Origin of the sequence: Streptococcus sp. 3109 (genome assembly GCF_013276905.1) — a bacterium.
Lineage (GTDB): Bacteria > Bacillota > Bacilli > Lactobacillales > Streptococcaceae > Streptococcus.
Genome location: NZ_VMLY01000008.1, coordinates 1 through 18838, shown reverse-complemented (window position 1 = coordinate 18838; position 18838 = coordinate 1). Strand labels below are relative to the sequence as shown.

20 protein-coding genes are annotated in these 18838 nt (G+C 41.4%); 3 read left to right on the top strand and 17 right to left on the bottom strand.

The genetic code is table 11. The annotated features are described in order from the left end of the window. Positions 1–136: 136 nt before the first annotated feature. From pyrE to typA, 9 genes are all read right to left on the bottom strand, one after another. Complete coding sequence (pyrE, locus tag HT698_RS05460) at positions 137–769, bottom strand: orotate phosphoribosyltransferase (protein ID WP_173217693.1); 633 nt, start codon at positions 767–769, stop codon at positions 137–139. A 32-nt stretch (positions 770–801) separates the two neighbouring features. Then, a complete protein-coding gene (gene pyrF / locus HT698_RS05455; protein ID WP_173217695.1) occupies positions 802–1503 on the bottom strand; it encodes an orotidine-5'-phosphate decarboxylase in 702 nt (233 codons plus the stop codon). Positions 1504–1735: 232 nt separating this feature from the next. Continuing rightward, the gene (locus tag HT698_RS05450) at positions 1736–2956 is read right to left on the bottom strand and encodes a cell division protein FtsQ/DivIB (protein ID WP_173217697.1); all 1221 of its coding nucleotides are present in this window, start codon (positions 2954–2956) and stop codon (positions 1736–1738) included. A 9-nt stretch (positions 2957–2965) separates the two neighbouring features. Continuing rightward, positions 2966–4024, bottom strand: coding sequence for a UDP-N-acetylglucosamine--N-acetylmuramyl-(pentapeptide) pyrophosphoryl-undecaprenol N-acetylglucosamine transferase (locus tag HT698_RS05445; protein ID WP_173217780.1), 1059 nt, complete (start codon positions 4022–4024; stop codon positions 2966–2968). A gap of 1 nt (position 4025) precedes the next feature. After that, positions 4026–5378 (bottom strand): UDP-N-acetylmuramoyl-L-alanine--D-glutamate ligase, encoded by a 1353-nt coding sequence (gene murD, locus HT698_RS05440; protein WP_173217699.1) that lies wholly within the window; start codon positions 5376–5378, stop codon positions 4026–4028. Between the two features lie 221 nt (positions 5379–5599). Continuing rightward, positions 5600–6241 carry an ABC transporter ATP-binding protein gene (locus tag HT698_RS05435; protein WP_000571284.1) on the bottom strand — a complete coding sequence of 214 codons (642 nt, stop codon included), beginning with the start codon at positions 6239–6241 and terminating at the stop codon, positions 5600–5602. Between the two features lies 1 nt (position 6242). Next, the gene (locus HT698_RS05430; protein WP_173217701.1) at positions 6243–8264 is read right to left on the bottom strand and encodes a bacteriocin-associated integral membrane family protein; all 2022 of its coding nucleotides are present in this window, start codon (positions 8262–8264) and stop codon (positions 6243–6245) included. 520 nt (positions 8265–8784) lie between these two features. Further along, positions 8785–9039, bottom strand: coding sequence for a DUF3165 family protein (locus HT698_RS05425; protein ID WP_050253188.1), 255 nt, complete (start codon positions 9037–9039; stop codon positions 8785–8787). A 19-nt stretch (positions 9040–9058) separates the two neighbouring features. Continuing rightward, positions 9059–10900: a translational GTPase TypA gene (typA, locus tag HT698_RS05420; RefSeq protein WP_000164111.1), complete on the bottom strand. Its 1842-nt coding sequence runs from the start codon at positions 10898–10900 to the stop codon at positions 9059–9061. A 161-nt stretch (positions 10901–11061) separates the two neighbouring features. Here typA and HT698_RS05415 point away from each other — a divergent pair, with 161 nt between their 5' ends. Beyond that, positions 11062–11787 carry a pseudouridine synthase gene (locus HT698_RS05415; RefSeq protein WP_173217703.1) on the top strand — a complete coding sequence of 242 codons (726 nt, stop codon included), beginning with the start codon at positions 11062–11064 and terminating at the stop codon, positions 11785–11787. Between the two features lie 39 nt (positions 11788–11826). Here HT698_RS05415 and HT698_RS05410 read toward each other — a convergent pair whose 3' ends face one another. The 3 genes from HT698_RS05410 to HT698_RS05400 form a co-directional block, all read right to left on the bottom strand. After that, the gene (locus tag HT698_RS05410) at positions 11827–12054 is read right to left on the bottom strand and encodes a hypothetical protein (RefSeq protein ID WP_049524359.1); all 228 of its coding nucleotides are present in this window, start codon (positions 12052–12054) and stop codon (positions 11827–11829) included. Between the two features lie 71 nt (positions 12055–12125). Next, a complete protein-coding gene (locus HT698_RS05405) occupies positions 12126–12506 on the bottom strand; it encodes a rhodanese-like domain-containing protein (RefSeq protein WP_173217705.1) in 381 nt (126 codons plus the stop codon). Then, a complete protein-coding gene (locus HT698_RS05400) occupies positions 12506–12736 on the bottom strand; it encodes a YqgQ family protein (RefSeq protein WP_001808324.1) in 231 nt (76 codons plus the stop codon). The genes HT698_RS05405 and HT698_RS05400 overlap by 1 nt, the downstream gene beginning before the upstream one ends. 102 nt (positions 12737–12838) lie before the next feature. Here HT698_RS05400 and HT698_RS05395 point away from each other — a divergent pair, with 102 nt between their 5' ends. Beyond that, positions 12839–13747, top strand: a complete 909-nt coding sequence (locus HT698_RS05395; protein ID WP_173217707.1) for a LysR family transcriptional regulator — start codon at positions 12839–12841, stop codon at positions 13745–13747. A gap of 53 nt (positions 13748–13800) precedes the next feature. On the opposite strand, the gene HT698_RS05390 is transcribed toward HT698_RS05395, so the two are convergent. Genes HT698_RS05390 through miaA form a run of 5 tightly spaced genes read right to left on the bottom strand, consistent with a single transcriptional unit; the run spans position 13801 to position 18252 of the window. Further along, positions 13801–14556, bottom strand: a complete 756-nt coding sequence (locus HT698_RS05390; RefSeq protein WP_173217709.1) for an SDR family oxidoreductase — start codon at positions 14554–14556, stop codon at positions 13801–13803. Positions 14557–14576: 20 nt separating this feature from the next. Beyond that, complete coding sequence (rnz, locus tag HT698_RS05385) at positions 14577–15506, bottom strand: ribonuclease Z (protein WP_000354331.1); 930 nt, start codon at positions 15504–15506, stop codon at positions 14577–14579. Positions 15507–15520: 14 nt separating this feature from the next. Continuing rightward, positions 15521–16144, bottom strand: a complete 624-nt coding sequence (locus HT698_RS05380; protein WP_173217711.1) for a cystathionine beta-lyase — start codon at positions 16142–16144, stop codon at positions 15521–15523. After that, on the bottom strand, positions 16137–17375 hold the full coding sequence (hflX, locus tag HT698_RS05375; RefSeq protein ID WP_173217713.1) for a GTPase HflX: 1239 nt from the start codon (positions 17373–17375) through the stop codon (positions 16137–16139). Before hflX ends, HT698_RS05380 begins: the two co-directional genes overlap by 8 nt. Next, on the bottom strand, positions 17368–18252 hold the full coding sequence (gene miaA / locus HT698_RS05370; protein WP_173217714.1) for a tRNA (adenosine(37)-N6)-dimethylallyltransferase MiaA: 885 nt from the start codon (positions 18250–18252) through the stop codon (positions 17368–17370). The genes hflX and miaA overlap by 8 nt, the downstream gene beginning before the upstream one ends. A 120-nt stretch (positions 18253–18372) precedes the next feature. On the opposite strand from miaA, the gene HT698_RS05365 reads away from it, so the two are divergent. Further along, positions 18373–18543 (top strand): DUF3042 family protein, encoded by a 171-nt coding sequence (locus HT698_RS05365; protein WP_001051780.1) that lies wholly within the window; start codon positions 18373–18375, stop codon positions 18541–18543. Positions 18544–18838: the final 295 nt, after the last annotated feature.

Genomic DNA, 18838 nt, shown 5'->3' with positions numbered 1-18838 from the left:
TTTTATATAAGAGCAAGCTAAGCAAATCTAAAACTGAAACAATTGACGTAAAAAACATTAACAACTTGAATCTTGTCATCCATATACCTGATATGACAGAATAGTATAATTTTTAACCTTTTAGTCTTTTGATTTTTTACACCTCTTGCCAAGTTTCTTGGTCTTCTTTAAAGCGTTTTAGAAGATCGAGTCCTTCTGGTGTGATATAGCCTTCTTCTTGGGCTAGATGGATGAGTTCACTGTAGTTAGAAAGCGTCACAAGTTTGACACCTGCATCTGAGAAGTTCTGATCTGCTTTTGGCAATTGGTAACTAAAAATCGCTACAACTCCAAGTACATCTGCTCCTTCTCGCTTGGCTGCTGCTACTGCTTCAAGAACAGAACCACCTGTTGAAATAAGGTCTTCAACTACTACCATTTTTTGACCTTGAGCTATGCGACCTTCGATTTGATTACCAGCACCGTGGTCTTTTGGTTTGCTACGGATGTAGGCAAATGGCAGATTCATCTTGTCAGCAATAATAGCTCCGTGTGGAATCCCTGCTGTTGCAGTTCCTGCAATGACTTCTACCTCTGGAAAGGCTTCTTTGATAGCTTCCACAAAGCCATTTTCAATTAGGGTACGAGTTTCTGGATAGGCAAGACTTACACGGTTATCTGTGTAAATCGGCGACTTGATACCAGATGCCCAAGTGAAAGGCTCCTCTGGTTTGAGGTAAACGGCTTGAATTTTCAAGAGGTGGCTAGCGATATCTTTAGCAAGTGTCATGGTATTCTCCTTTTATTTTTATAATCTATTCTTTAATTCCAGTCCTGTGTCCATTCATCCTTGATGGCATGATAAGCTGCAACAGGATCCTCAGCTTGGGTAATGGGACGTCCCACTACGATATAGTCACTACCGATTTGATAGGCATTAGCAGGTGTCATGACTCGTTTTTGATCTCCAACTGCAACACCAGCTGGACGAATCCCTGGTGTCAGACAGATAAAATCTGGATTGGTAGCCTGCTTGATGACTTCCACTTCCTGAGCCGAGCAAACGACACCATCTAATCCCGCTTCAGCTGTCTTCTTAGCATAATGAATGACAGACTCTTGCAGACTGGTTTGGATATTTTGAAACTCCTGCATCTGGGCTTCTGACGTTGATGTGAGCTGCGTTACAGCTATCAATTTTGCTTGACTTCCAAGACCTTCACGCGCAGCCTTCATCATCTCTACACCGCCAGCAGCATGAACATTGGTCATATCCACACCAAGCTGAGACAAGACCTTCATAGCTGACTTGACTGTATTGGGAATGTCATGAAGCTTGAGATCCAAAAAGACACTATGACCCAGACCTTTCAAGTAAGATACAATCTCAGGACCCGTTGCGTAATAAAGCTCCATCCCTACCTTGAGATAAAGGCTTTCTTCTGCTGGGAAAAGAGCTAAAAATTCCTTGACCGCCTCAAAACTAGGAAAATCAAGAGCAATGACTGGACGATGTTCTCGCATAGGTTTCTCCTTTTACCTTTGCTAGTGAGAGAGTCTGGCCACAAGAAGCCACGAAAAAAGGAACCTGCCAACAGCAAGGTTCCACGAAAAATGGGTAGTCTCCACCCTTTCACCGTCTAACCTTAGCTGCCTCTCTGGACTGCTTTAAAGGTTTTTTACTATTCTATTATTTCTACTAGCACTTGTCAAGTAAAAACATGGCAACTAAAGAGCTATGAAAGAAAAGGTAAACCTAGCGACGCGATGAGCGCTGGGTCGTTTGGTTTCGATTGCTCTCTTCCTCTTGTTTTTTCTGTTCTTCTTCTAAACGTTTACGTTCTTCTTCCTGTTTTTTCTCGGCTTCCTTAGCCTCTTGTTTGGCCTTTTCCTCAGCTTCCATAATTAATTTATCCGCTACAGTGTAGCTGTAAATTCCAGCTTCCATGTCAATCACACTCGGTTCTGACAATTGTGGCTTAATCTTGCTGTAATAAGGCAATTTCTTGCTCATTTCAGACAAGGGAACCAAGACTTCGTCCGAATCATTCATGGTCAATCGAATTAAATCGGAAGTCACCTTGCTGGGAGCTAGTTCCACCTTTTGGATAGCTGCCTTGAGTTCTGGGCTAATTTGAGCAAGTTCTGAGACAAAAGCCTTGATTTGTTCGCTATCATTAAAGAGAACTGATATATAAGTTTCTGGCAAACTGACCAAGCTCACAGAACTAGTCTCAAGCTGACCGCTGGAAAGAATAGGATAATGATTTTCACCAGAAACATAGTAGGCCACAATATCGTATTCTTTAACCTTGATAGTAAACTTGGTTGGAAATTGATAGACAAGTTGAGCTGATTCAACCCAATAATTAGACTTGATCCGCTCTTCATATTTTGCCTTGTCTAGCAGAAGGTTAATCGTATAATCCGAATCCTGAATGCCTGAAGCCTGTCGGATATCATCAGCCGTAGTGTGCATCGTTCCCTCAACACGGATATCCTTCATGGTCGCATAAGGACTTAGTAGGTAGGCAGAGACAATCAATAAAAGCAGACTTGGAAATAAAATCGTTAGAGCTCGCAAGATATGGAGGCCAGGAATCTTTGCTTTGGCTGCTTTTTCCTTTGGAGCCTTTTTAGCAAGATTTTTATCCTGTTCCTCCTTCTCTTTAGACCCTGATTCTTCTATCTCTTCTTCCTTTTTGTCACCCTCTGGGGCTTCTACTTTTTCTTCAGACTTTTCCTTAGCTGATTCTTCATCTTCTGGGTCCGCTTCACTCTCCGAGCCCTCCTTGTCCTCTGACTTCTCGGATTTTTCTCCCATTCGAGCTTGTCTTTCCTTTTCTTTCTCCTCAGCTAGAGCCGCCTCTTCTTCAGCCTTCTTTTTTAGATATTCTTGGTTTCGTTTCTGCCATTCTGATAACTCTTTAAATTCTTCGAGGATTTCTTTGCCCTCATTTTTCTTATCTTTTGACATTTACTTTCCTTATGATAAATCTTTTTTCAACAATTGATAAAAATCTGCTAGAGATTTCAATTCCTTAGAAGCCTTCATCTTAGCTTGGTAGTCTTCCTTGTGGCTTAGTAAGTGAGACAGCTTCTCTTCCAAACTATCCAAGGTCAAATCACTTTCTTGAAGCTCTTCTGCATAGCCTTTCTTAACAAAGTAAGCTGCGTTCTCAATCTGGTCTCCACGACTAGCTTCACGACCAAGCGGCACAATAACATGCAATTTTGCCATGGCCAAGAGCTCAAAAATCGTATTGGCACCACCTCGTGTCACAACAATATCAGCCAATTCCATCAAAGGTTGATAGAGATTGGTCACATAGTCAACACGAAAAAGATTTTGGCTCAACTCGTTCAGGCTAGAATCTCCAGTTAGATTGATAATATTGTAGCGCTCTGTCAGCTCTTTCTTATGGTCTGTCACCAATTGGTTAAAGACACGAGCGCCTGCAGAACCACCGACAAACAATACAGTTGGCAATTTTTGATTAAAGTGGGTTTGGATATCCACCAATTCATCTGGTTCTGGATTTTTTTGGTCTGAAACCTTGGTCACTGCTCCCACATGCTCAACCTTAGACAAACTTGAAGCTTGCTCAAAGGTTGAATACATCTTGGTCGCAAATTTATAAGCGATTTTATTGGCCAAGCCCATAGACAGGTCAGATTCGTGAATAAAGACAGGCACTCCTGACACACGCGCAGCGATAACAGGCGGTACTGAGACAAAGCCCCCCTTTGAAAAAAGAGCCTGTGGACGAATTCGTAACATGATAAAGAGCGATTGGACAATTCCCCACCCAACTTTAAAGATATCCAGCATATTTTGCCAAGAGAAATAACGACGCAATTTCCCAGTCGCAATGGAATGGAAGGTGACATCTAGACCCGACTTGAGGATTTCTTGGTGTTCGATGCCACGTTTATCTCCGATATAGTGGACTTCCCATCCATCTTCGATGAACTTGGGCATCAACAAAAGGTTGAGAGTAACGTGTCCCACCGTCCCCCCACCTGTAAAGACAATTTTTTTCATATTATTCATTTAACTCCGCTACTGTGTCGATAAAGAGGTCGCCACGTACTTCAAAGTTAGCATACATATCCCAGCTGGCATTGGCAGGACTGAGAAGAACCACATCTCCTTGAGTCGCAAGTTCATAGGATTTGCGGGTCGCATCTGCAATGTCAGTCGCATCCACATATGCCACACCAGCCTTGTCTGCTGCCCGTTTAACACGTTCTGCAGACTGACCGAGAATGACCATCTTCTTGAGTCCAGTAATGTCTGGAACCAATTCGTCAAACTCATTGCCACGGTCCAAACCACCTGCAATCAAGATGACCTTGCTGTTGTCAAATCCTGACAAGGCTTTTTGGGTAGCCAAGATATTGGTTGATTTACTATCATTATAGAATTTGACACCCTTGATTTCATCCACAAATTGGAGACGGTGTTTGACACCACCAAAGGCTGAAAGAGTTTCTTTGATGATCTGGTTATCTACACCACGAAGCTTAGCTACAGCAATAGTCGCAAGGGCATTTTCCACATTGTGACTACCTGGAACTCCGATTTCATTCGCTGCCATGACCACTTCCCCACGGAAGTAGAGTTGACCATCTTCCAAATAAGCTCCATCAACCTTTTCAAGTGTTGAGAATGGTACAACTGTAGCTTGTGTTTTTCTTGCCAATTCTTTTGCCAAGTCTTGGTTAAAGTTCAAAACAAGGAAATCAGCTGCTGTCATCTTGTTCTGGATATTCCGCTTGGCTGCTACATATTCCTCAAAAGAACCGTGGTAGTCGATATGAGTTGGCATGAGGTTGGTAATAACCGCAATCTCAGGATGGAATTCTTGAACGCCCATGAGTTGGAAAGAAGAAAGTTCCATAACAAGAGTGTCCTTGTCTGTCGCTGTTTGAGCAACCTGACTGGCAGGATAGCCGATATTTCCTGATAAAAGACCATGTTGCCCAGCAGCAGTCAAAACGTCCCCAATCATAGTCGTTGTGGTCGTTTTTCCATTTGAACCTGTGATACCGATAATGGGCGCTTCTGAAATCAAGTAAGCCAATTCCACCTCAGTCAAAACAGGGATACCTTTGGCCAAAGCCTTTTCAATCATGGGATTGCTGTAGGGAATACCTGGATTTTTCACCATAAGGGCAAACTCTTCATCCAAAAGTTCCAAAGGATGGCCACCTGTGATAACCTTGATTCCTTCTTCCAACAAACTTTGGGCAGCTGGATTGTCCTCAAAAGGCTTCCCATCATTTACCGTCACAATGGCACCTAGCTTGTCCAACAAACGAGCTGCAGATTCACCAGACTTGGCCAAACCTAAAACAAGGACTTTCTTATTTTTAAATTGATCTATTACTTTCATGTCTCAAACTCCATTTCTACTCCTACTATTTTACCATTTTTATGGAAATAAAAAAGCCACAAAGTGTGTTTGTGACTCTTTCTTCTAACTGATACTCTTCGAAAATCTCTTCAAACCACGTCAGCTTCGCCTTGCCGTATATATGGTTACTGACNNTGAGCAGCCTGCGGCTAGCTTCCTAGTTTGCTTTTTGATTTTCATTGAGTATGAATCTTACCATATCATCTATTTGATAAATCGGTAACTCGAATAACTTGATCCACTTGCTCCCAAATCAGAGGATTGTGGGTCGCAATAATAATGGTTCGATTCGGATTTTTTAAAGATTCTAGGATAGAAAGTAATTCCTCAGAGTTTTTGGGGTCTAGCGAAGCGGTTGGTTCATCTGCCAGGATCAAAGGTGGATCCTTTAAAATTATCTTCGCTAGTGCAACACGTTGTGCTTCTCCTCCTGATAATTCAAAGATAGGTTGCTTTAAATCCAAATAAGAGAGGTTTACACGGTTTAGAGCTTGTTTCATCAAAGAGATTTTCTCTTTCTCTTTCAACTTTTTACCAACTAAACCCAGATTGAGATTCTCTTTGACGGTTTGGCTTTCAATTAAGCCAAAATCTTGAAATAGGTATCCTAAGTAATCTCTAAAGAAAACAGAAGGCTTGATGTCTTTAAGAGAAGTGCCATCATAGATGATTTGTCCTTTGTCATATGGCTCTAATCGTCCAATCATATTCAAGAGTGTTGTCTTACCACAGCCACTTGTACCAATTAAGGCATAAATTTTCCCACCTTCAAAATGAAGATTCGTATCTGAAAATAGCTGACGGCTTCCAAATTTTTTAGATATATTCTTTAGTTCAATCATCCTATTTTCCTTTCATAATTGTCATAGAAACACGCGATTCTTTATGAGCTTGACGGTAAAGCGTCAAAACTGCACTAGCTAGAAAGACTAATAAAGTGAGCAAGCCAATCACCAAGTCTCGACTGCTTAAAATAAAGAAACTAGCACCAAATACAAAACTGGCAAATTGGCTAACCATATACTGAGCATGTGTTTCAAAAAATCGTAAACCTGAAATTCGTTTAATCAAGATATCTCGACGGAATTGCTCGAAATATAGAAGATTGACAGAATAAAAGAGTAACAAGGAACTAGCTATCCCCACAATAGCTCCTAGGATTAAAGTTGCTGTTTCAGTTTGCACTTCATTATAACGAGTTAGATAAACACTTCTTCCTTCTTTAAGATAGGATACTTGCTCATAAATTCCAGCTTTCTTCAAGAGTTCTAGCCCACTCTCATATCCTTTGATAAAGAGTTGTTTTCCAGCATTGATAGACCAAACATATTTTGAAATGAAACTATCACCTGTAGATGTTGGAGTAAATACAACTAAAATCGGATCGGTTAAGTACTGAATGGATACTGGGCTTTCACCGTTATTATAAACAAATCGCTTTTCTCCAGTTGGAAGATAGCTAACAATCGCTCTCATTTCATACTCTAAAGGAGCACTTGCCTCCTCACTTGATTTTCCGTAATAGTTCAAACGTTCTTCAAAAACTTTCTTAAGTTCTGCTTCCTGTGAACGAAGAGATTCTGGTAATAAGAGTCCAAATTCCCCTTTTTGAAGATGAGCTAGTTTCTGTCTAGTCTCATCATTTACAGCCACATTTTCCTTGTCTAAATAACTTGGACTGACATAGAGAACATTAGCATCTGGACTATAGGTATCCAGTGTCTCTCCGTTTTCATTTTTTCCTTGAGGATTTGCAAAATGAATGAGATTATCTTTTACAAATAGAGCCTGTTCTTCTTCGATTGCTTCCTTGGCAAAGGCATACCACTTATTCTGATTTTCTGTATCATTTACTCTGTCACCTAAGCCAAAAGAAATTTGATAATAGTCTACTCTGTCATGCCATGCTTGTTTTGAAATTTCAAGTTCTTTCAATCGTTGGTAAGACGTCAAACCTGTCTTAACAGCGTAGCCCACTGTAAAGACAGCAACCAACTGACACAATAGGGTTAAAATCATCAAGCGTTTGAGGGGTAATCTTCCCTTAATAACGGGAACTAATGCTTTGTAACTCAAACTCATTAGATAAAGAAGCATTAGTAAAATTGAAATACCCAATAAAAACAACAGATAGAAACTAATCCCAAAACCATAGGTGGCTAACAAGATAGGATAAAACAAACCTTGACTAAAAAGAACGACTCCCCCACCTAGGAAGGAAAGGAGGGCTGATAGAAGGAGCCACTTAATATCAGTAGATAAAGAATGCCCCATAATGGATAAGAGAGTCTGACCAGAAAAGAGTTTTATACCTGCTGCTCTCATTTCCTTAATCCGAGTGATAATCACTAAAGCAAAGAAAGATAAGCCAAATATTGCTAAACTAATTAAAATAAGGGGATTTAGTAACATTCGAAAAGCAAGAGAATAGGGAGGTGTCTTTCGGTCAGCAATTGCTTTATAACCCAAATCTCCTAATTTATCGGCAAGCTTTTCTTTCGTCAAGGAGCCTGACAAAAGGAGATAACTATTTAGCGGATCACTACGTTCACGACTTTCTTGACTAGCTTCTTGGAATTCTTTTGGTAAAGTTCCCTGACCATAAGTTGCATAAGTAAAGTGAGTCGTCCCATCCTTACTCGGCTCTACAATTCTTCTAGCTATTAAACTCTGTTCTGAGTTTACAAAATTCTCCAATTCCTGTTCAAATACCTCACGAGTCGGTTCCTGAGCCTCTTTTTTGACACGAAGTAAGGAAACGGAATCATAGCTTGCATATAAATATTGTGGCGCACGTAAGACAATAATCCAAGCAAGGAAGAAGCTGAGAAAAAAAGTTGATAATAATATGAATAGTTTCTTCATAGTAGACTCCTTGTATAAGAGAATAACCCTATAGAAAAAGATTTTATCTTTTATAAATTCTTAGAATTATTTTCCTAGTTTAATCCATCACACCCTGAGCACCAAGACAACAATACTCTTCAAAAATCTCTTCAAACCGCGTCAACGTCGCCTTGGATTATATATGTGACTGACTTCGTCAGTCTTATCTACAACCTCAAAGCAGTGCTTTGAGCAACCTGCGGCTAGTTTCCTAGTTTGCTCTTTGATTTTCATTGAGTATAAATTTAATCCTTTCTTATTTTGAAATCGGTTTCTTATAACTTAAGTATATCACTTTCTATCTAATCTATCAACATATTTTACTAAGATATTATCAGTAATGAAGTTTTACAACTTCCTAAAAAATAGATGTCATTAACGAATTTTATTCCAGTTTTTCCCATTCATATTATCCAAGCAAAAGAGATGATGTTATAGTAAAAAACAATTCAAACTATTGTAAAATTCCTACCAAAAAAAGAGAGCCGAAACTCTCTTTTTATCTTCTTTTACTTTTTTTGACTGGCATGAGTGTGATGTCTCTCACACTAAAGTAAGCTAGGATTAACATGGCTATTGCTAGGAACATTTCTGTTGGTAATTGAAAAATTTTCAGAAAAGATAGAGCCAACAAAATTAAGAGTGCCACTAAAATACATACCATAGCGACGATATTGACTGTCCCTTTAATGCTTTCTGGTGTCGCAAATACATAGAGTAGGAGCAGTAAAATCCCTAGGACTAAATAGACCATCTTTCTCTCTTTCTAGCTCTTATTCAGCTGATTTTTTCTTCTTGTTAGCTTTCTCACGCTCTGCTTTGTTAAGGATTTGTTTACGCAAACGGATAGACTCAGGCGTTACTTCCATGTACTCATCGTCGTTCAAGAACTCAAGAGACTCTTCAAGTGTCAAGATACGAGGTGTCTTGATAACAGCTGTTTGGTCCTTAGTAGCTGAACGAACGTTAGTCATTTGTTTTGCCTTAGTGATGTTAACTGTCAAGTCATTTTCACGAGAGTTTTCACCGATGATCATTCCTTCATAAACCTCAGTACCTGGGTTGACAAAGATCGTACCACGTTCTTCGATAGACATGATGGAGTATGTTGTAGCCTTACCAGCATCGATAGAAACAAGGGCACCACGGTGACGACCACCAATTTCACCTGGAATCAATGGCAAGTATTGGTCAAAGGTATGGTTCATGATACCGTAACCACGAGTCATTGACAAGAACTCAGTTGAGTATCCAATCAAACCACGCGCTGGAACAAGGAAGACCAAACGAGTTTGACCATTACCAGTTGAAATCATATCCAACATTTCACCCTTACGTTCAGAAAGGCTTTGGATAACAGACCCTTGGTATTCTTCTGGAGTGTCGATTTGAACACGTTCAAATGGTTCGCATTTAACACCATCGATTTCTTTTACGATAACTTCTGGACGAGATACTTGAAGTTCATATCCCTCACGACGCATTGTTTCGATAAGGATTGACAAGTGCAATTCTCCACGTCCTGAAACAGTCCATTTATCTGGTGAATCAGTTGGGTCAACACGAAGGGAAACGTCTGTTTGCAATTCTGCCTGCAAGCGTTCTTCCACCTTACGAGAAGTCACCCATTTACCTTCTTTACCAGCAAATGGTGAGTTGTTGACCAAGAAAGTCATTTGAAGAGTTGGCTCATCGATGTGTAGGATTGGAAGAGCTTCGACTGCATCTGTCGGAGTAATGGTTTCACCGACAAAGATATCTTCCATACCTGAAACGGCAATCAAGTCACCTGCTTTTGCTTCTTGGATTTCACGACGTTCCAAACCAAAGAAACCGAAAAGTTTTGTAACACGGAAGTTTTTAGTTGTGCCGTCAAGTTTAGAAAGGGTAACTTGGTCCCCAACCTTAACAGTACCACGGAAGACACGACCGATACCGATACGCCCAACAAAGTCGTTGTAGTCCAAAAGTGACACTTGGAACTGCAAAGGCTCATCTGAGTTATCTACTGGAGCTGGGATGTGGTCGATAATTGTGTCAAAGATTGGCGCCATAGTCGCTTCTTGGTCAGCTGGATCATCTGACAATGAAGAAGTTCCGTTGATCGCTGAAGCATAGACCACTGGGAAGTCAAGCTGGTCGTCATCAGCCCCAAGCTCGATGAATAGTTCCAAGACTTCGTCCACTACTTCAGCTGGACGAGCTGATGGTTTATCTATTTTATTGACAACCACGATTGGGACAAGGTCTTGTTCCAAAGCTTTTTTCAATACGAAACGAGTTTGTGGCATTGTTCCTTCGTAGGCATCTACGACCAAGACAACACCGTCAACCATTTTCATGATACGCTCAACTTCTCCACCGAAGTCCGCGTGTCCTGGTGTGTCCATGATGTTGATACGAGTTCCGTTGTAGGCAACGGCTGTATTTTTAGCAAGGATGGTAATTCCACGCTCTTTTTCGATATCGTTTGAGTCCATAGCACGCTCAGCCAATTCAGTACGTGCATCAAGCGTTTCTGATTGTTTCAATAATTCATCAACGAGGGTTGTTTTACCGTGGTCAACGTGGGCGATAATCGCAATGTTACGGATATCTTCTCTTAATTTTGTCATGATTTCCTCTATAATATTCAAAATTTATTTTCTAACTGAACGATTATACCATATTTTCAAGTAAATAACATAATTCAAGCAAGTGTAAATGTTTTCACTCCGCTTTTCTTTTCACGTCAAGCCTTTTCAAAGCAAGCGACTTATGATAAGATAGGCACAGTATGCGTTTAGATAATTTATTAGCTCAAGAAAAAGTTAGCCGAAAGGCCATGAAACAAGCCTTACTCAAAGAGGAAATTCTAGTCGATGGTCGCCCAGCCCGCTCCCTAGCTCAAAATATTGATACAGGACTACAAGAACTCCTTTTTCAGGACCAAATCATTCGAGGTTATGAGCACACCTATCTTATGCTTCATAAGCCTGCTGGTGTCGTTACAGCCAACAAAGACAGGGAACTTCCGACCGTCATGGACCTCCTTCCGCCTGACATCCAATCTGACAAGCTCTATGCCGTCGGCCGACTGGACCGAGATACGACAGGACTCCTCCTCTTGACTGACAACGGTCCCTTGGGCTTTCAGCTCCTCCATCCCCAGTATCATGTCGATAAGACTTATCGAGTTGAGGTTAATGGACTTCTGACGCCTGACCATATCCAAGCCTTTCAAAAGGGAATTGTCTTTTTAGATGGCACTATCTGTAAACCTGCAAGATTAGAGATTCTATCAGCAAGTCCTTCCCACAGCCAAGCCTCCATCACCATTTCAGAGGGGAAATTTCATCAGGTCAAGAAAATGTTCCTCTCGGGTGGTGTTAAGGTGACCTCCCTCAAACGAGTTCAATTCGGTGATTTTACATTAGACACAGAACTAACAGAAGGCCATTACCGTCCTTTGAATCCAGAGGAATTGGAAATCATTAAAAATCACTTAGAGAAAAGTGGATAAAAGAAAAAAGCTTTATGTTTAAAGCTTTTTGTTTATTGCTTATCTAAAAAATACTGCGACGGCTACAATCCAGTTAAGTACAGAAACCACAAGTCCTACGATGTTGAGAATTTTTTCTGTTTTATAGTCTAGTCCAGATTCTTTTTGGTATGAAAAAGCCAAGACCAATCCTATGATCCCCAAAATCAGACCTACAATTGGAAATAGCAAACCGAGCACAATAGATAGGATACCTAAAACAAGAGAGTGTTTTTTCTTTTCTTGCATTTTTTAAAAACTCCTTAAAATGATTATTAATTTAGTATATTAGACCGACTATATCAACTTTTTACAGAATATTAACTAGTCTTCACTTTCCCTTTCCAAGAATCCAAGCCATAAGAAAGGATATAAATCTCAGAAAAACCTTGTTTTTTCAAGTAAAGGGTCGCATTTGTGACACGTTGCGCACGTTGGTTTTCGTAGAGAAGGACAGGTTTATCCTTACGAAGGGCTGCAAGACTAGTCTTCAACTGACTTGAAGGAATATTGCGGGCCCCAAGGATATGTTTTCTGTGGAATTCTGCTGGGTCGCGCAAATCAATCAATTGACCCGTACGAATCAAGGCTTCAAACTCCTCATTGTCTACAATTTTAGCCGCACGGCGAATACGAAGATAGTTAAAGCCCATCCACGCCAACATTGCTAGTATAAGTGCCCACAAAATCCAAGTAACCATTAGTTCTTTTCTCCATTTTTCTCAATATAATCCAATTCTACCTTGTGCTCTCTGCGTAGAACCGCTTCCGCTTCCAGATAATCCAGTTTGTCCATCAGCCCTGCATCGTAAATCCGAGAGAGTTCCAACTTCATCAGCTCAATATCATATAAGCGTTTTCCCATGTAAACAATAATACCAAATCGTTTGAGGAATTGCTGCACATCATAGAATGTTTTCATAAGACTCATTCTAGCAAAATTTTGTGTTTTTTTCAAGAAGAGACTTACACAAAGCTCCTGATTTTCCTATCTTCTTTGGCGATTCTGACGCAAGTGTGGTACAATAAAAACATGAGAATTCAACAATTACACTATATTATCAAAATCGTCGAAACCGGCTCCATGAATGAGGCAGCCAAACAGCTCTTTATCACCCAACCGAGTCTTTCCAATGCCGTGAGAGATTTGGAAAATGAAATGGGCATTGAAATCTTTATCCGCAATCCCAAGGGTATCACCTTGACCCGTGATGGGATGGAGTTTCTCTCTTATGCCCGTCAGGTTGTCGAGCAAACTCAGCTTCTGGAAGAACGCTATAAAAATCCTGTCGCCCACCGCGAACTCTTTAGCGTTTCCTCCCAGCACTATGCCTTTGTAGTCAACGCTTTTGTCTCTCTGCTCAAGAAAAGTGATATGGAGAAATACGAGCTCTTCCTTCGTGAAACTCGGACTTGGGAGATTATCGACGACGTCAAGAACTTCCGTAGTGAGGTCGGTGTCCTCTTCTTAAACAGCTACAACCGTGATGTTTTAACCAAAATGCTGGATGACAACCACCTGCTGGCTCACCATCTCTTCACAGCCCAGCCCCATATCTTTGTCAGCAAGACCAATCCTCTGGCAAAGAAAGACAAGGTCAAACTGTCTGATTTGGAGAATTTCCCTTACCTCAGCTATGACCAAGGAACTCACAACTCCTTCTACTTTTCAGAAGAAATTCTTTCTCAAGAGCATCACAAGAAATCCATCGTAGTCAGTGACCGTGCCACCCTTTTTAATCTCTTGATTGGTTTGGATGGTTATACTATTGCGACAGGGATTTTGAACAGCAACCTCAACGGAGACAATATCGTTTCTATCCCACTTGATATTGATGATCCAATTGAGCTGGTCTATATCCAGCATGAAAAAACCAGCCTATCTAAGATGGGCGAACGCTTTATCGACTATCTACTAGAAGAAGTCCAGTTTGATCGTTGATAAATGATAAGAACCAATATGTAGGCTAGCAACAACCTGCATATTGGTTCTTTTTACTTATAATTAAAAGTTTCCCCTGCCAACTTATCAGCTAGCTTGGGAAAGAGAGTATAAAACTTATGGGCTAGGTTCAACAAAATCGGGAGATTAAGTTCTCGTTTCTTTTTTCCTATAATCTTGACAATCTTTTTAGCCACTGCATCTGGCTCTAGCAGGAAACGGTCAACAGATTTGAGATAGCTTCCATCTGGGTCGGCTTGGTCAAAAAATCCTGTACGGATTGGTCCTGGATTGACTGTTGTCACATAGACTCCATATGACATAAGTTCGAGGCGTAACGCATTTGAAAAACCAATGGTCGCAAACTTGGTCGCTGAGTAGAGACTGGACTTGCCAGTAGCAATCAAACCAGCCATGCTAACGATATTGATGATATGGCCGTTTCGGCTTTCCTTCATCCGAGCCGCAAGGCGACGAGACAGATTCATTAGGGCAAAGGTATTGACCTCGAACATCTGATGAATATCTTGGTCAGAAATCTGGTCAAATTCCTCAAAAATCCCGTAACCAGCGTTGTTTATCAAAACATCAATCTTGCCATAACGTAGATAGAGGTCTGCTACCAGAGTTTCTAAGGCTGAATCATCGGTAATATCGATTTCAATCAATTCTGCATGGGGATGGTTTCCGTAGAGTTGGGCTAATTTTTCCTTATTTCTACCAAGCAAGATGAGCTGGTCTTCTGGCAGGAGTTTGACCATTTCTTGGGCTAGGCCACCGCTAGCTCCGGTAATGAGAATAGTAGGCATACTGTTCCTTTCTGTGACTGCTAGATTTCCACTTCTTCCAAATCTTTGACCACATGGACATTTTCAAAGACACTAGCAGCGTCTTTTTTGAGCTTGCTGATATCTTTTGAGAGGAAACGGGCACTAATATGGTTGAGCAAGAGGCGTTTAGCACCTGCTTCTACCGCTACTTGCGCAGCTTGCATGTTAGTAGAGTGGCCATGGTTACGAGCAATTTTTTCATCACCCTTGCCATAAGTGGACTCATGGACAAGGACATCGGCATTGACAGCTAGACGCACACTGGCATCCGTTTTTCGAGTGTCTCCTAAAATAGTGATAATTTTACCTGGACGTGGAGCTGAGATATAGTCAGCTGCCTTGATTTCAGTACCGTCTTCTAAAACAACGTCCTGACCGTTTTTAATTTTTCCAAAAAGTGGACCAAATGGGACACCTGCCGCCTTGAGTTTTTCAGCATCCAGCGTTCCTTCCAAGTCCTTTTGAATGACACGATAGCCAACACAGAAAATAGTATGATCCAGCTCCTCTGCATACACCGTGAATTTATCGGTTTCAAGGATTTTTCCTAAAGAATCTTGGTCAAACTCATGAAAATGAATACGGTAAGGCAGGCGCGAACCGGACACACGAAGACTGGTTAAGACAAAGGACTTAATCCCTTGCGGTCCATAGATTTCCAAATCTGTCTGCTCTTCATTGGCCTGAAAGGCACGGCTAGAAAGGAAACCTGGCAGACCAAAAATGTGGTCTCCATGCAAGTGAGTGATAAAGATTTTGCTGACCTTACGTGGTCTAATTGTGGTTTCCAGAATGCGATTTTGCGTACCTTCTCCACAGTCAAAGAGCCAGACTTCGTTAATCTCGTCCAAAAGTTTCAGGGCGAGACTTGAAACGTTGCGGGCTTTAGAGGGCTGGCCAGCCCCCGTTCCTAAAAATTGAATATCCATTCGATACTTCCTAATTAATCAATATATAACATGGCTGTGCGGTTTTCCGATCGGAAATAGCGCTTGCCAGAAAAAGCAGTAGCTTCTTGTAATAGCTCCTCTTGGCTGTATCCTTTAAGACGCTTGCGACCATCAGCCAAGCTTTCCAAATCAGTCAAAGCTGTTAGACTCTCCATGCTAACAACTTCCTCATCTCCAACAGCCTTCATGTAAATCTTGCCAGACTCCTCAAAGACCAGTTGATGGGGGAAAATTTGCGCAATTTCAAAAAGCAAGTCATCTGAGATTACCTTTTCATTTTCAGAGAAAATCCGACCCAGACCCTCACTCTCATAACAAAAACCAAAGGATTTACCAGATAGATTAAGCCGAATAAAGGGCTTATTTTCTAGAGTGAAACTTGGCTCAGTATTGTAAAGATTCAGTTCCTGACTGAGTTCCGCAAAATAATCGGTTGCAGCTTGAGGACTCTTTTTTTGATAAAGTTCTGCAAAGTAAGCATTGACCACGCTAGGCGGAGGTGTGATAAGTGTTAACTGCTCCTGCTCTGTTTTACCAGCTAGAAGCTGATCCAGATAGACCTTGTCCAGACTTGTATAACCTCCATACTTTAGAGCCAAAGTTTTAATATCAGTCATAAAATTCTTCTAACCTCCATTTATTTTTCTCAGAAATGTAGCCTGTAATCACTTCGCCGTCCTCTTGATAATCGCGTTCTTCCAGAATCGCAACACTTTCTAAATCATGAATCTTGTAGGACTTTGAAAAAGGCACGCGCAGAGTAAAAGATTCAAAAATATCCTTGATTTTCTCTAAAAATAGTGCCTGCAAATTCTCACGACTATCCTCAGACTTGGCAGAAATGAGGGCATAAGGTGTTTGGGTAGGTGTAAAGTCCTCCACCAAATCCGCTTTATTATAAAGGGTCAGGCGAGGAATATCTTCCATGTCCAAGTCTTTCATGATAGACAGGACCGTTTTTTCATGCTCCTCGTGGTAAGGATTGCTAGCATCGATAACATGAACCAGAAGATCCACATGCTTGCTTTCTTCCAAGGTTGACTTAAAACTGGATACCAGCTCTGTCGGCAAATCTTGGATAAATCCCACGGTATCTGTCAAAGTTACTTGGAGATTGCCTCCCAGATGGATACTCTTAGTCGTCGCATCCAGAGTCGCAAATAGCTCGTCCGCTTCATACTGAGTCTTACTTGTCAAGGTGTTCATGATGGTTGATTTCCCAGCATTGGTGTAACCAATCAAACCAATCTTAAAGATGCTGGACTCCAAACGTTTTTCTCTGACAGTCGCCCGATTTTTCTCAACCACCTTGAGTTGGCGCTCGATATCCGTGATTTGGTTGCGAACACTACGACGGTTCAGCTCCAGCTGGCTTTCACCAGGTCCACGGGAACCAATTCCCCCTGCCTGACGGCTGAGCATAATTCCCTGACCAACCAAACGAGGCAAGAGATATTTGAGCTGGGCTAGGTGAACTTGGAGCTTCCCTTCATGGCTTCGAGCTCGCATGGCAAAGATATCCAAAATCAACTGCATACGATCAATAACCTTAACACCCAGAACTTCTTCTAAATTGACATTTTGCCTTGGCGTCAGACGGTTGTTGACAATGACAGTGGTGATTTCTTCTGCATCCACCATAAGCGCAATCTCTTCCAACTTACCAGAGCCGACGAAGGTCTTAGAATCATATTTTTCACGTTTTTGTCTGTAGCTATCTACAACGATTGCCCCAGCTGTCTTAGCTAGACTGGCCAATTCTTCCATAGAAAGGTCAAAATTGTCCATGCCCTGCAATTCCACACCAATCAGCAGGACCCGCTCCTCTTTTTTCTCCGTTTCAATCATCTAAAAACTCCTCTATCTGGCTTAAAATGCGGTCTTGCACACCAGACTCTCCAATCTGATAAAAGGTGACCTGCATGCGATTACGGAACCAGGTCAGCTGACGCTTGGCAAAACGACGGGTCGCCTGTTTGAGACTCTCACTAGCTTCCTCCAAGTTCTGCTCTCCACGGAAATATGGAAAGAGTTCCTTATAGCCAATTCCCTTAGCAGCCTGCACATCTGGATAATTATCAAACAACCACTTGGCCTCATCCAAAAGCCCAGCCTCAAACATCAAATCCACTCGGCGATTGATACGCTCATAAAGTTGACTACGTTCATCATCCAAGCAGATAATCAATGGTTCATACAAGGTCTCTTGATTTTCCAAATCCTGACCAAAATGGGCAATTTCCAAGGCACGCATCGCACGACGACGATTAAACTGGGGAATCTCAAGGCCAGCTTGCTCCACCAGATGAGCTAATTCCTCATCTGTATAAGGCTCTAAACTAGCCCGATAGGCCAAAATCTCCTCATGGGGAGTCTCCCCACCTAGGTGGTAACCTTCAAGCAAGCTCTGGATATAAAGCCCAGTTCCACCAGCAATAATGGCTAGCTTGCCACAGCTGTGAATATCCTCAATAGCTATCTTAGCTTCTGAAACAAAATCAAAAGCCGAGTAAGACTCGGTTACCTCTCTAACATCGATTAAATGATGAGGAACAGCTGCCTGCTCTTCTGGACTAGCCTTAGCCGTCCCAATATCAAGTCCTTGATAGACTTGCTGGCTATCTCCACTAACCACTTCGCCATTAAAACGCTTGGCCACTTCAATGGCTAGAGCCGTCTTTCCAACTGCAGTCGGTCCAACAATCACAATTATTTTTGTTTTCATCTTTTTTCCTTGAAAAATTCCCATTTTTTCGTTACTATTATTATAACACAAAAAGGTCAGTCAGAAAAATGTGACCTCTTGAGGAGGCTGACTGATTGAGAATATAAAGGAGGAAGACTCATGGCTAAAGGATTCGCTAAAGGTCTTGTAACAGGTGTCGCAGGAACTGTCGCTGCCGTTGCAGGTGCAGTATACGCATTTAAAAAGAAAGTAATCGAACCAGAAGAGCAAAAAGCAGCTTTCATCGAAGAAAACCGTAAAAAAGCAGCTCGCCGCCGCGTATCACGTTAAGAAACAAAAGAAGTTAGGATTCATTGTCTCAACTTCTTTTTTTCTATTCTTTTATACTCAATGAAAATCAAAGAGCAAACTAGGAAGCTAGCCGCAGGTTGCTCAAAGCACTGCTTTGAGGTTGTAGATAAGACTGACGAAGTCAGCTCAAAACATGGTTTTGAGGTTGTTGATGAAGCGACGCTGACGTGGTTTGAAGAGATTTTCGAAGAGTATTAAATAGCTAGGTCAAACTTCAACTGCGGCTTAACAGGGTCATAATCCACCAAGTCAAAATCTTCTGCTTTGATATCAA